This is a genomic window from Actinomycetospora sp. CA-084318 (assembly GCF_050955885.1).
In the GTDB taxonomy this organism is placed as follows: domain Bacteria; phylum Actinomycetota; class Actinomycetes; order Mycobacteriales; family Pseudonocardiaceae; genus Actinomycetospora.
Window position 1 is genome coordinate 3,268,732 of the sequence record NZ_CP192098.1, and the last position, 12,613, is coordinate 3,281,344.

The 12,613-nt window shown below is 75.9% G+C and carries 10 protein-coding genes; 9 read left to right on the forward strand and 1 reads right to left on the reverse strand.

What is annotated here, in order from left to right:
* The first annotated feature begins 23 nt into the window (after positions 1–23).
* Positions 24–1,859: a peptidoglycan D,D-transpeptidase FtsI family protein gene (locus ACQPYX_RS16015; RefSeq protein WP_433798324.1), complete on the forward strand. Its 1,836-nt coding sequence runs from the start codon at positions 24–26 to the stop codon at positions 1,857–1,859.
* Here ACQPYX_RS16015 and ACQPYX_RS16020 read toward each other — a convergent pair.
* Positions 1,849–2,328, reverse strand: coding sequence for a GNAT family N-acetyltransferase (locus ACQPYX_RS16020; protein WP_433798325.1), 480 nt, complete (start codon positions 2,326–2,328; stop codon positions 1,849–1,851). The two genes, ACQPYX_RS16015 and ACQPYX_RS16020, sit on opposite strands and share 11 nt — an antisense overlap.
* 46 nt (positions 2,329–2,374) lie before the next feature.
* On the opposite strand from ACQPYX_RS16020, the gene ACQPYX_RS16025 reads away from it, so the two are divergent.
* The 8 genes from ACQPYX_RS16025 to murC all read left to right on the forward strand — a co-directional run bounded on the left by ACQPYX_RS16025 (position 2,375) and on the right by murC (position 12,603).
* Positions 2,375–3,001, forward strand: coding sequence for a TetR/AcrR family transcriptional regulator (locus tag ACQPYX_RS16025; protein WP_433798326.1), 627 nt, complete (start codon positions 2,375–2,377; stop codon positions 2,999–3,001).
* A gap of 223 nt (positions 3,002–3,224) precedes the next feature.
* Positions 3,225–4,733, forward strand: coding sequence for a UDP-N-acetylmuramoyl-L-alanyl-D-glutamate--2,6-diaminopimelate ligase (locus ACQPYX_RS16030; RefSeq protein WP_433798327.1), 1,509 nt, complete (start codon positions 3,225–3,227; stop codon positions 4,731–4,733).
* Complete coding sequence (locus tag ACQPYX_RS16035; RefSeq protein ID WP_433798328.1) at positions 4,730–6,163, forward strand: UDP-N-acetylmuramoyl-tripeptide--D-alanyl-D-alanine ligase; 1,434 nt, start codon at positions 4,730–4,732, stop codon at positions 6,161–6,163. Before ACQPYX_RS16030 ends, ACQPYX_RS16035 begins: the two co-directional genes overlap by 4 nt.
* Positions 6,160–7,227 carry a phospho-N-acetylmuramoyl-pentapeptide-transferase gene (mraY, locus tag ACQPYX_RS16040; protein ID WP_230757764.1) on the forward strand — a complete coding sequence of 356 codons (1,068 nt, stop codon included), beginning with the start codon at positions 6,160–6,162 and terminating at the stop codon, positions 7,225–7,227. Before ACQPYX_RS16035 ends, mraY begins: the two co-directional genes overlap by 4 nt.
* Complete coding sequence (gene murD / locus ACQPYX_RS16045; RefSeq protein ID WP_433798329.1) at positions 7,220–8,716, forward strand: UDP-N-acetylmuramoyl-L-alanine--D-glutamate ligase; 1,497 nt, start codon at positions 7,220–7,222, stop codon at positions 8,714–8,716. Before mraY ends, murD begins: the two co-directional genes overlap by 8 nt.
* A complete protein-coding gene (ftsW, locus tag ACQPYX_RS16050; protein WP_433798330.1) occupies positions 8,713–9,993 on the forward strand; it encodes a putative lipid II flippase FtsW in 1,281 nt (426 codons plus the stop codon). Before murD ends, ftsW begins: the two co-directional genes overlap by 4 nt.
* A gap of 13 nt (positions 9,994–10,006) precedes the next feature.
* Complete coding sequence (gene murG, locus ACQPYX_RS16055) at positions 10,007–11,125, forward strand: undecaprenyldiphospho-muramoylpentapeptide beta-N-acetylglucosaminyltransferase (RefSeq protein ID WP_433798331.1); 1,119 nt, start codon at positions 10,007–10,009, stop codon at positions 11,123–11,125.
* An 11-nt stretch (positions 11,126–11,136) separates the two neighbouring features.
* Entirely contained in the window at positions 11,137–12,603 is a 1,467-nt protein-coding gene (murC, locus tag ACQPYX_RS16060; protein WP_433803732.1) for a UDP-N-acetylmuramate--L-alanine ligase, read from the forward strand.
* The last annotated feature ends 10 nt before the right edge of the window (positions 12,604–12,613 follow it).

A 12,613-nucleotide genomic window follows, 5' to 3' on the forward strand; every position in this document is an offset into this window, starting at 1 on the left:
CCCCACGCGGCCGGGACGAGCGCATGACGCCGCGCCGGCCCGCGCCGCCGCCCCGCAGCGGCCCGCCGCGCCGACCGCGCACGCCGCGACCGCCGGACCCGCGCCGCCGCCTGCGCGTCGGCCGACTCCTGCTCGTCGTCCTGCTCCTGATCGCCGCAGGCAAGCTCGTCGAGGTCCAGGCCATCAGCGCGGGCGACCTCGCCGCCGACGCCGCGAAGCAGCGGATGACGCGGCTCGTCGTGCCCGCCGAGCGCGGCGCGATCCTCGACCGCGACGGCACCCCGTTGGCGTTCTCGGTGGAGGCCAAGGCCCTCGTCGCGAACCCGCGCCGGATCACCGCCGACTGGTCGACCCCCGAGATCCGCAACACCCCCGGCGCCCTGACCCCCGAGCAGCGCAAGGCCGCGATCGCCCAGGGGATGGGCGCGATCCTGCGCGCCGACCCCGCACCCTTCTACGCGGCCCTGATGAGCGACCGCAGCTACGTCGTCCTCGCCCCGCTCGTCGACCCGACGGCGGCGCGCACCATCCGTGAGCAGTTCCCGGAGATCGCCCAGGAGGACCGGGAGTCGCGGCAGTACCCGGCCGGGGACGTCGGCGGCTCCGTCGTCGGCAGCGCGTCCTGGTCGATGGACAAGGGCCGGATCAACGGCAACGTCGGGCTGGAGAGCGCCGAGGACTCGGTGCTGGCCGGTCGGGACGGGTTCCGGGTCGTCGACACCGCCGAGGGCAGCGACGCCGTGATCCCGGGGTCCACCCGCGCCGAGCAGCCCGCCCAGGCGGGCACGGACATCGTCCTCACCCTCGACGCCGACCTGCAGTACACCGTGCAGCAGAAGCTGTCCGCCTACGTGGCGCGCACCGGGGCGAAGGACGGCAGCGCGGTGGTGCTGGACTCGCAGACCGGGCAGATCCTCTCGCTGGCCAACGCCGGCCCGGGCGGCGCGCCGGTCTCGGGCGACCCGGCCGTGACGACGCCGTTCGAGCCCGGCTCGGTGAACAAGGCGGTGACGTTCTCCGCGGCGCTGGAGGCGGGGCTCATCAGGCCCGACGACGTCCTGACCGTGCCGGGCAGCATCAAGGTCGCCGACCGCACGATCAACGACGCCTGGGTGCACGGTCCGGTGCCGATGACGATGAACGGCATCCTGGGCAAGTCCTCGAACGTCGGGACGCTGATGACGGCGCAGCGCGTCGGCCCGGACCGGTTCGCGGACATGCTCGGCAAGCTCGGGATCGGGACGAAGACCGGCGTCGAACTGCCCGGCGAGAGCGGCGGCTCCGTGCCGGCCCGCGACAAGTGGTCGGGCTCGACGTTCGGCAACCTGCCGATCGGCCAGGGGCTGTCGATGACGACGCTGCAGATGGCGAGCATGTACCAGGCCATCGCCAACGACGGCGTCCGCGTCCCGCCGCGGGTCGTCTCCGCGACCGTCGGGCCGGACGGGGTGCGGACCCCGGCCCCGGCGCCGGAGCCGGTGCGCGCGATGTCGCCGCAGACCGCGCAGACGATGCGCCAGATGCTGCAGTCGGTCACCCAGTCCGGGAAGAGCCCCAACGAGGGCACCGGGGCGAAGGCGGCCATGGACGGCTACCCGGTGGCGGGCAAGACCGGGACCGCCCAGCAGGTCGACCCCGGCTGCGGCTGCTACGCGAAGTCGATCTACTGGATCACCTTCGCCGGCATGTTCCCGGCCGACCACCCGCGCTACGTCGTGGCGCTCATGCTCGACGCGCCGCCCGGGGGCGACTCGGCGGCGCCGCTGTTCCACGACATCGCCTCCTACCTGACCGCCCACGGGAACGTGCCGGTGTCGACGGCCCCGCCGCGTCAGGTGCCGCTGCAGCTCACGCCGTGAGGTCCAGCTCGTAGTCCTGGCCGAGGAGCGGCACGCCGAACTCGTCGTGCTGCTCCTCGGCCGTGAGCACGAACCCCTCGGCCAGGTAGATCCCCCGGGCGGCGGCGAGCGGCGCGTTCGTCCACAGCACGAGGCGGGAGAAGCCGGCGGCGCGCGCGTGCTCGACGCAGCGGCGCACGAGGGTGCGGCCCAGCCCGAGCCCCCGGGCGGCCGGGTCGAGCAGGAGCAGCCGCAGCCGTGCGGTCGTCGCGTCCTCGCGCACGCAGAACACACAGCCCACCCGGTGCTCGTCGAGCTCGGCGATCCAGGCGGCGTCGGCCCCGGGCGCGAAGGCGGCCACGATCCCCGCGGTCACGCGCTCCACGGCCCAGCCGTACTCCGCGGCGTAGAGCTCGCCGTGCGCCATCACCACCCAGCCCAGGTCGCCGGGACGGTCGGCCGCCCGGACCGTGACCTCACCCATGCTCACACCCTCCTGACTGAAACGAGTGTTTCAGTGAAGCACACTGGGGTCCGTGACGGCGACCGACGAGGCCAGCACGGCAACCGACGGGACCGGGTCGGCGCGGCGGCGCGAGCTGCTCGATGCGACCTACGACTGGGTCCTCGAGCACGGGTGGGCGGGCATGTCGCTGCGCCCGCTCGCCGAGGCCGTCGGGTCCAGCCCCCGCGTGCTGCTCTACCTCTTCGGCAGCAAGGACGGCCTGGTCCGCGCCCTGCTCGGGCGGTCGCGCGCCGACCAGCTGCGCGTCCTCGACGCACTGCCCGACGACGCCGGCCTGGCCCGGGTCGGGCACGACCTGTGGGCCTGGCTCGCCGCGCCCGAGCACCGCGGGCTGCTCCGGCTCTGGCTCGAGGCCTACAGCCGTTCGCTCGGGGAGGAGCCGGACGAGGACGCCCAGGGCAGTCCCTGGGCCGGCTTCGCCCGCGACACGGTCACCGACTGGGACCTGCTGCTCGCGGCCCACCAGCCCTCCGACCGGGTCTCCACCCCGGAGGGCACGGCGGAGCGCACGCTGCTGCTCGCGGTGCTGCGCGGGGCCCTGCTCGACCTGCTCGCGACGGGCGACGTCGGGCGCGCCACGGCCGCGGTCACGGCTCACCTGCGCGGGCTCGGGAGCGAGGCCCGTCGCGGCACGTGAGGGGACGATCCGCCCGCCCCGACCGCGTGCGGGGTCCCCTCACGCCGGGGGTGGCGGCCGAGGGCGCGGCGGGAGGGCGCGGGCGGGCCCGATCGGGACGGTGAGTAGCCTTCCGCCCGTGCCGCCCGCGCCCAGTCGGACCGCCGTGGAGCCCCTCCGGGGCCGTACGGGACCCTCGGCGAGCGCACCCCCGGACGGCGACGACACGACCGCGCAGGAGGGCGTGATCCGGCCCGACACCGTGGTCCCGACCACTCTCGCGAGCCTCGCCGAACGCATCGCGACGGCGACCGGCACGGCCCCCGAGCTGCGCGGCCCCGAGGTCACGACGACGGGCGCCACGCTGCGCGCCCACGAGGCGCGTCCCGGGGACCTCTTCGCCGCCCTGCCCGGGGCGCGCGCCCACGGAGCCGACTACGCCGACCAGGCCCTCGCCCGGGGCGCCGTCGCCGTCCTCACCGACGCCGACGGCGCGACCCGGCCCGCCGTCGGGACCGTCCCGACGCTCGTGCACCCGCAGCCGCGCGAGGCCCTCGGGCCCGCGTGCGCGCGGCTGTTCGGGGACCCGTCGGCGCACCTGGCCCTGCTCGGCGTGACCGGCACCAGCGGCAAGACCACGACGGTCTACCTGCTCGAGGCGGCCCTCGCGGCCGCCGGGACCACGACCGGGCTGATCGGGACGGTCGAGACCCGGATGCACGGCCGGCGGGTCCCGAGCGCCTTCACCACGCCCGAGGCGCCGGACCTGCAGGCCCTGCTCGCGGCGATGGTCGAGCGCGGTGTGACCCACACGGCGATGGAGGTCTCCAGCCACGCGCTGGCGCAGGGCCGGGTCGGCGGCACGCACTACGCCGTCGGCGCCTTCACCAACCTCTCCGCCGAGCACCTCGACTTCCACCCGACGATGGAGGACTACTTCGCCGCGAAGGCGCGCCTGTTCGACGGGCGCGCGCAGCGGCACGTCGTCTGCGTCGACGACGCGTGGGGCCGCCGCCTCGCCGCCACGGTCGAGGCGACGACCGTGAGCACCACCGGCCCGGCCGACTGGACCGCGACCGACGTCGTCGTGCACGCGGACGGCTCGCAGTCGTTCCGCGCCGCCGGCCCGGACGGGCTCGCGCTGCCGGTGGAGCTGCGGCTGCCGGGGGCGTTCAACGTCGCCAACGCGCTCGTCGCGCTGGCCTGCGGACACGCCGTCGGGCTGGACCCCGAGCGGCTCGCGGCGGGCCTCGCCACCGTGACCGTCCCGGGTCGGATGCAGCGGGTCGACCTCGGCCAGCCCTACCTCGCGGTCGTCGACTACGCGCACAAGCCGGCCGCGGTCGAGGCGCTGCTGCGGACGCTGCGCTCGCAGACCGACGGCCGCGTGCTCACCGTGCTCGGCTGCGGCGGCGACCGCGACCGCGAGAAGCGTCCCGTGATGGGCGCGCTCGCCGCGCAGCTCTCCGACCTCGTCTGGATCACCGACGACAACCCCCGCACCGAGGACCCCGCCGCGATCCGCGCCGCGATGCTGGACGGGGCGCGGACCGCCGACGGCGCCCGTGCGAGGGTGACCGAGGAGGGCGACCGCCGCGCCGCGATCCGGGCCGCCGTGGCGGCGGCACGGCCGGGTGACGTCGTCGTCGTCGCCGGCAAGGGCCACGAGCTCGGCCAGAAGGTCGGCGCCGAGACCCGGCCGTTCTCCGACGTCGACGAACTCACGACCGCCATCGGAGAGGATCCTGCGTGATCGAGCTGACCCTCGCGGAGCTCGCCCGCCTCGTCGGCGGACGCCTGCACCGCGCGACCGGGGACGAGCGCGTCACGGGCACGGTCGAGTTCGACAGCCGCGCGGTCACCCCGGGCGGGCTGTTCGTCGCGCTCCCCGGTGAGCGCGTCGACGGGCACGCCTTCGCGACGACGGCCGTGGCCGCCGGGGCGGCCGGGATCCTGGCCTCGCGCGAGGTCGACGCGCCCGCCGTCCTCGTGGACCCGCTGCCCGCGGGCGCACCCGTCCCGGACGCCGCGCTCGACGCGGGCGGAGCGGCGGTGCTCGTCGCTCTGCAGACCCTGGCGCGGCACGCGGTCGACTCCCTGCCCGGTCTCGACGTGGTCGGTCTGACCGGCTCCTCGGGCAAGACCTCGACCAAGGACCTCATCGCGACGCTGCTCGAGCACGACGGGCCCACCGTCGCGCCGCCCGGTAGCTTCAACAACGAGCTCGGGCACCCGTGGACCGTGCTGCGCGCCGACGCGTCGACGCGGCACCTGGTCCTGGAGCTGTCCGCCCGCGGCCGCGGCCACATCGCGGCGCTGTGCCGGGTCGCGCCCCCGCGGGTCGGCGCGGTGCTCAACGTCGGGTCCGCGCACCTCGGCGAGTTCGGGTCCCGCGAGGCGATCGCGCAGGCGAAGGGCGAGCTGGTCGAGGCGCTGCCGGCCGCCGCCGACGGCGGGGTCGCGGTCCTCGGCGCCGACGACCCGGTGGTCGCCGCGATGCGCGAGCGCACCGCCGCCCGGGTCGTGCACGCCGGCCGCGCGCCGGAGGCCGACGTCCGCGCGGTCGACGAGACGATCGACGACGAGGGCCGCCCGCGGTTCCGGCTCGTCACCCCGGCCGGCGAGGCGGAGGTCGCGCTGGGCCTGCGCGGGGCGCACCAGGTCGACAACGCGCTCGTGGCCGCGGCCATCGCGCTGGAGACGACCGGTCTCGACGTCGGGACCGTGGCGTCCGTGCTGGGCGCCGCCGTCCCGCGCAGCCGCTGGCGCATGGAGGTGGGGGAGCGCCCGGACGGGGTCCGGGTGCTCAACGACGCCTACAACGCGAACCCCGAGTCGATGCGCGCCGCGCTGGCCACGCTGGCGGCCATGGGTGGGCGCCACACGGCCGTGCTGGGCGCGATGGCCGAGCTCGGCGCCGACGCGGACGCCGCGCACGCCGAGCTGGGCCGCCTGGCCGCGAGCACCGGCCTGCACCGCCTCGTCGTCGTGGGGGAGGCCGCCCGCGGGGTCCACGAGGCCGCCCGGGCGGCCGGCCTGGACTCCGACCTCGTGCCCGACGCCGCGAGTGCGGTGGAGGCCGTGCACGCCGAGCCCGGCGACGTCGTGCTCGTCAAGGCGAGTCGCTCGGCGGGGCTGGAGACGGTCGCCCGGGCGCTGCTCGAGGCGGGGGCGCAGCGATGAAGGGTGTGCTGGTCGCCGCGGGGCTGGCCCTCGCGGTGTCGATCCTGCTGACGCCGTACGTGATCCGGCTGTTCATCAAGCAGGGCTTCGGGCAGGAGATCCGCGAGGAGGGCCCGCAGAGCCACCAGGGCAAGCGCGGCACGCCGACCATGGGCGGCGTCGCGATCCTCATCGCGATCTGGGTCGGCTACCTCGCCTCCCACCTGGCCGCCGACGTGTCGATCTCGGCGTCCGGACTGCTGGTCCTGATGCTGATGACCTCGCTCGGGGTGGTCGGCTTCCTCGACGACTTCATCAAGATCCGCCGCCAGCGCAACCTCGGGCTGAACAAGACGGCGAAGCTCGTCGGCCAGTTCGTCACCGCCGTGATCTTCGCGGTGCTCGCGCTGCAGTTCGTCGACGAGCAGGGTCTGACCCCGGCCTCGACGAACCTCTCGTTCGTGCGGGACATCGCCGTGGTCGGCTTCGGCAGCGTCGGCTTCGTCCTGTTCTGCTACCTCATCGTCACGGCCGCCTCGAACGCGGTGAACCTCACCGACGGCCTCGACGGGCTCGCCGCCGGCATCTCGGCGATGGTGCTCGCGACGTACCTGATCGTCTCGTTCTGGCAGTTCCGCAACGACTGCGGCACCGCGATCGAGGCGGGCTGCTACCAGGTCCGCGACCCGCTCGACATCACCCTCGTCGCGGCCGCCGGCATGGGGGCGTGCATCGGGTTCCTCTGGTGGAACGCCGCGCCGGCCCGCATCTTCATGGGCGACACCGGCTCGCTGGCGCTCGGCGGGCTCTTCGCCGGACTCGCCATGGTCACGCGCACCGAGCTCCTGCTCGTGGTGCTCGGCGGCGTGTTCGTCGTCGAGGCGCTCTCGGTGGTCCTGCAGGTGGCGGTCTTCCGGACGACGAGGCGGCGCCTGTTCCGGATGGCCCCGTTCCACCACCACTTCGAGCTGGCCGGGTGGGCCGAGACGACGGTGATCATCCGGTTCTGGCTGCTCGCCGCGATCTGCTGCGCGCTGGGGCTGGGGTTGTTCTACAGCGAGTGGCTGGCTGCGTCCGGTGGCTGACTGGACAACCCGGCACGTCCTGGTCGCCGGGGCCCGGCGCACCGGGGCGTCGGTGGTCGACGTCCTGCTGGAGCTCGGGGCACGGGTGACCGTCGCGGACGGCGACCCGGCCCAGCTGGCGACGCTGTCCGACCGGGACGTGGCCGCCACGACCGACCTGGAGACGCTGCCGGCGGGGTGCGACCTCGTCGTCACCAGTCCGGGCTTCCGGCCCGACTCCCCGCTCGCGCTCGCCGCGCGCGACGCGGGCGTGGAGATGATCGGCGAGCCGGAGCTCGCATGGCGCCTGGGGCAGGACCGCGCGGTGTGCCCGGACGGTCCGCCCGCGTGGCTCGCGGTGACCGGGACCAACGGCAAGACGACCACCACCGGCATGCTCGAGGCGATCCTGCTCGCGGCCGGGCTCGACGCCGTGGCCTGCGGGAACATCGGGCTGCCGATCGTCGACGCCCTGCGGGCGGGCCACCGGGTGCTGGCCGTCGAGCTGTCGAGCTTCCAGCTGGAGTGGTCGCCGTCGGTCGCCCCGTTCGCGGGCGCGGTGCTCAACGTCGCCGACGACCACCTCGACTGGCACGGCTCGATGGCGGCCTACGCCGCGGCGAAGGCGCGGGTGCTGCGCGGCCGGGTCGCCGTGGGCGGGCTCGACGACGAGCGGGCGGCGGGCCTGCTGCGCGCGGCGGCCGGCCGGCGGGTCGGGTTCACCCGCGGCGAGCCGGGCCCGGGGGAGCTGGGCATCGACACCGGCCGGGGCGCACGCCGCCTGGTGGACCGCGCCTTCGACGACGCCGGCGGCGAGGACCGCCGTCCGGTGGTGCTCGCCGAGGTGGCCGATATCGTGCCGCCGGGGCCGCCCGGCGAGGCCAACGCGCTGGCCGCCGCCGCGCTCGCCCGGTCCTACGGGATCCCCGCGGAGGCGGTCGCCGCCGGGCTGCGGGCGTACGCCCCCGGCGCGCACCGCGGGGCGGTCGTCGCCGAGTCGGGCGGCGTGCGCTGGGTCGACGACTCCAAGGCCACCAACCCGCACGCGGCCGCCGCGTCGCTCGCCGCGCACGGGCGCGTGGTGTGGGTGGCGGGCGGCCTGCTCAAGGGGGCGGCCGTCGACGACCTCGTCCTCGCCAACGCCGGCCGGCTCGCCGGGGCGGTGCTCCTGGGCGCCGACCGGGCCCGCTTCCGGGAGGCTCTCGCCCGACACGCCCCCGAGGTGCCGGTCGACGACGTCGGCGGGGGTGACGATGGTCCGATGGACCCGATGCTGGCGGCGGCCCGGTCGGCCGCGACGATGGCCCGGCCCGGCGACGTCGTGCTGCTCGCCCCCGCGGCGGCCTCGATGGACATGTTCCGCGACTACGCGGAGCGCGGGGACGCGTTCGCCGCGGCCGCCCAGCGCGTCGCGGGCGCGAGCGGGATGAGCGCCGAGCCCGATCCGGAGGCCGACGCGGAGCCCGAACCGGGCGCGGTGTCGGAGCCGGCCGCGGACCCGTCGTCGTGACCACCCGGACGACGGGGCGGACGCCGCGCTCCACGCGGCAGGCTCCGCCGAACGTGCGCGCCCTCGGCGGCGCCCTCTCACAGTGGCTCGGCCGGCCCCTGACCTCGCTGCACCTGGTGCTCGCGGTGTTCGGCCTGCTGACCGCGCTGGGCCTGGTGATGGTCCTGTCCGCGTCGTCGGTGAACGCCTACGCCGCCGGCGGGTCGTCCTACGGCGTGTTCTTCCGCCAGCTCGCGTTCGCGGTGCTCGGCGCCGGCCTGTTCTGGCTCGGGCTGCGCGTCCCGCCGCGGCGCTGGCGCGCGGCGAGCCCGTGGCTGCTCGCCGCCTGCCTGGTGCTGCTCGCCCTGGTGCTCGTGCCGGGACTGGGCGCGCAGGTGAACGGCTCGCGGTCCTGGTTCCGCGTCGCCGGCCTGTCCCTGCAGCCCAGTGAGATCACCAAGATCGCGCTCGCGCTGTGGGGTGCGCACGTGCTCGTGCGCCACCGCCCGGCGCCGCGGCGGTGGCGGCAGGCGCTGCTGCCGATGGTGCCGGTCGCGATGCTGATCTTCGTGCTGGTGATGCTGCAGCCCGACCTCGGCACGACGATCTCGCTCGGCGTCATCGTGGTGGGTCTGCTCTGGTTCGCCGGCGCCCCGCTCGGGCTGCTCGCCCTGTTCGGCACGCTCGGCGTGATCGGCGTGGTGGTGCTCGGTGTGGCCGCCAGCTACCGGCAGAGCCGGATCACGGCCTTCCTCGACCCGATGAACGCCGACCCGCTCGGCCCGGCCTACCAGGCCCGGCAGGCGCTGTTCTCGCTCGCCGACGGCGGCGTCTTCGGCCAGGGCCTCGGGCAGGGCCGGGCCAAGTGGAGCTACCTCCCGAACGCCGACAACGACTTCATCTTCGCGATCATCGGCGAGGAGCTCGGCTTCCTCGGGGCCTCCGCGGTGATCGCCCTGTTCGCCACCCTCGCCTACACCGGCCTGCGCATCGCCGCGCGCTCGGTGGACCCGTGGATCCGCGTGGTGGCCGCGACGCTGACGGTGTGGCTGGTGATCCAGGCGGCCATCAACATCGGCTACGTCGTCGGGCTGCTGCCGGTCACGGGAATCCCGCTGCCGCTGGTGTCCTCCGGCGGCACGTCGCTCGCCCTCGCGCTGTTCGCGGGCGGTCTGCTCGCCAACTTCGCCCGCCACGAGACCGACGCCGCGGCCGCGCTGCGCACGCACGGCCAGGGGCGCCTGGCGCGGATGCTCCGCCTGCCGCCGCCCGAACCGGGGCGCGCCCGCACGACCTAGAGGAGTCCACCTGGTGTCCGACCGTCCCCGCCGCCCGCTCTCCGTCGTCGTCGCCGGTGGCGGCACCGCCGGCCACATCGAGCCCGCGCTCGCGCTGGCCGACGCGGTGCGGCGGCTGCGCCCGGACGCCCGGGTCACCGCCCTGGGCACGGCCCGCGGGCTGGAGACGACGCTCGTGCCGAAGCGGGGCTACCCCCTCGAGCTCGTGCCGCCGGTCCCGCTGCCGCGCAAGCCGTCGAAGGACCTGGCGGCCCTGCCGTGGCGCGTGCTGACGTCCGTGCGGCGGACGCGGGCGGTGCTGAAGGCGGTCGACGCCGACGTCGTCGTCGGGTTCGGCGGCTACGTGGCGCTGCCCGCCTACCTGGCCTCCCGGCTGCCCGGCACCCGGGTCCCGGTGGTGATCCACGAGGCCAACGCGAGCGCCGGCCTGGCGAACAAGGTCGGCGCGCGGCACGCGGCGGCCGTCGCGGCGGCGGTCCCGGGATCGGGCCTCGACGGGCCGGTGATCGGCATGCCGCTGCGCCGGGCCATCACCACGCTCGACCGCGAGGCCCTGCGCGCGAAGGCCCGCGCCCACTTCGGGCTCGACCCGGACGCGCCGACGCTGCTGGTCTTCGGCGGGTCGCAGGGGGCACGCTCGCTGAACGAGGCCGTGGCCGGGGCGGCCCCCGAGCTCGCGCGGGCCGGCATCGGCGTGCTGCACGCGCACGGGCCGAAGAACACGGTGGAGGTCCCCGCGACGCGGCCGCCGTACGTCGCGGTGCCCTACCTGGAGCGGATGGACCTCGCCTACGCCGCGGCGGACCTCGCGATCTGCCGGTCCGGGGCGATGACGGTCGCCGAGGTCTCGGCGGTCGGGCTGCCCGCGATCTACGTGCCGTTGCCGCACGGCAACGGCGAGCAGCGGCTCAACGCCCTGCCCGTGGTGGAGCACGGCGGGGGCCTGCTCGTGGAGGACGCCGACCTGACCCCGCAGAAGGTCGTCGAGCTCGTCGTCCCGCTGCTGACCAGCGGGGAGCGGCTGTCCGCGATGAGCGTGGGAGCCCGGCGTACGGGCCACGCGGACGCGGACGAGACACTGGCCCGGATGGTGCTGGACGCGGCCGAGGGGACAGTGGGGGTCGAACGGTGACCGAGGAGATCATGCAGCCCGGCGAGCAGGCGGTCGTCCCGGAGCTGCCGCGGCTGCTCTCGCGCGTGCACTTCATCGGCGCGGGCGGTGCGGCGATGAGCGGGATCGCCCGCATCCTGCTGGCCCGCGGGGCGATGGTGTCCGGGTCCGACGCGAAGGACTCGCGGGCGGTGCTGGCGCTGCGCACCCTCGGCGCCGAGGTCTCGGTCGGCCACGACGCCGCGAACCTCGACCTCCTGCCGGGCGGGCCCACCGCCCTCGTCACCACCAAGGCCGTGCACCAGGCCGACCCGGACAACCCGGAGCTGCTCGAGGCCGCCGCTCGCGGCATCCCGGTGCTGCACCGCTCCGCGGTGCTCGCCGAGCTGATGGCCGACCACCGCGCCGCCTGCGTCTCCGGCAGCGCCGGCAAGACCTCGACCACCTCGATGCTGGTCGTCGCCCTGCAGGCCTGCGGCACGGACCCGTCGTTCATGATCGGCGGCGACCTGCTGGCGTCCGGCTCGAGCGCCCACCACGGGCACGGGGACGTGTTCGTCGCGGAGGCCGACGAGTCCGACGGCTCGTTCCTGGCCTACTCGCCCGCGGTCGCCGTGGTCACCAACGTGGAGCCCGACCATCTCGACCACCACGGCACCGTCGAGGCCTACGTCGCGGTGTTCGACGCCTTCGCCGCGCGCATCGAGCCCGGCGGCGCGCTCGTCGTGTGCGCCGACGACCCCGGGGCCGCAGCGCTCGGCGACCGCGCGGAGGCGGCGGGTGTCCGCGTCCGCCGCTACGGCCGTGCCGCGACCGGCGCGGACGACGTCACCGTCCTCGACTACCGCGCCGAGGCGTCCACGGGGGTCCTGACGATCTCGGTGGGCGGCGCCGAGCACACCGTGCGCCTCGGCGTCGCGGGCGAGCACCAGGCCCTGAACGCGTGCGCCGCGCTGCTCGCCGGGCTCGACCTCGGGGCGCCCCTCGACCGGCTCCTCGCGGGCCTCGCGTCCTTCACCGGGGTGCGGCGCCGCTTCGAGCTGCGGGGCGAGGCCCACGGGGTGCGGGTGTACGACGACTACGCCCACGCGCCGACCAAGGTCGCCGCCCAGCTGCGTGCGGCGCGCCCGGTGCTGGGGGAGCGGGGCCGGCTGATCGTCGCGTTCCAGCCGCACCTGTACTCGCGGACGCGGGACTTCGCCGAGCAGTTCGGCGAGGCGCTGTCGCTGGCCGACGAGGTGGTCCTGCTCGACGTCTACGGCGCGCGCGAGCAGCCCGAGCCCGGCGTCAACGGGGCCACCATCGCCCGCCACGTCACGTTGGCCCCCGAGCACGTGCACTACGAGCCGTCCTGGGCGGCGGTCCCGGCCCTGCTCGCGGACCTCGCGCGCCCGGGCGACCTCGTCATCACGATGGGCGCCGGTGACGTCACCGTCCTCGGTCCCGAGGTCCTCACCGAGATCGAGGGCCGGGAGACGCCGGCTCCCGTCGGGGGCTGAGTCCGCTGGC

Bases quoted from the DNA above. Each gene is read 5' to 3' on its own strand.
- mraY (WP_230757764.1), top strand. From the start codon at position 6,160: ATGAAGGGTGTGCTGGTCGCCGCGGGGCTGGCCCTCGCGGTGTCGATC.
- murC (WP_433803732.1), top strand. From the start codon at position 11,137: ATGCAGCCCGGCGAGCAGGCGGTCGTCCCGGAGCTGCCGCGGCTGCTC.
- ACQPYX_RS16015 (WP_433798324.1), top strand. From the start codon at position 24: ATGACGCCGCGCCGGCCCGCGCCGCCGCCCCGCAGCGGCCCGCCGCGC.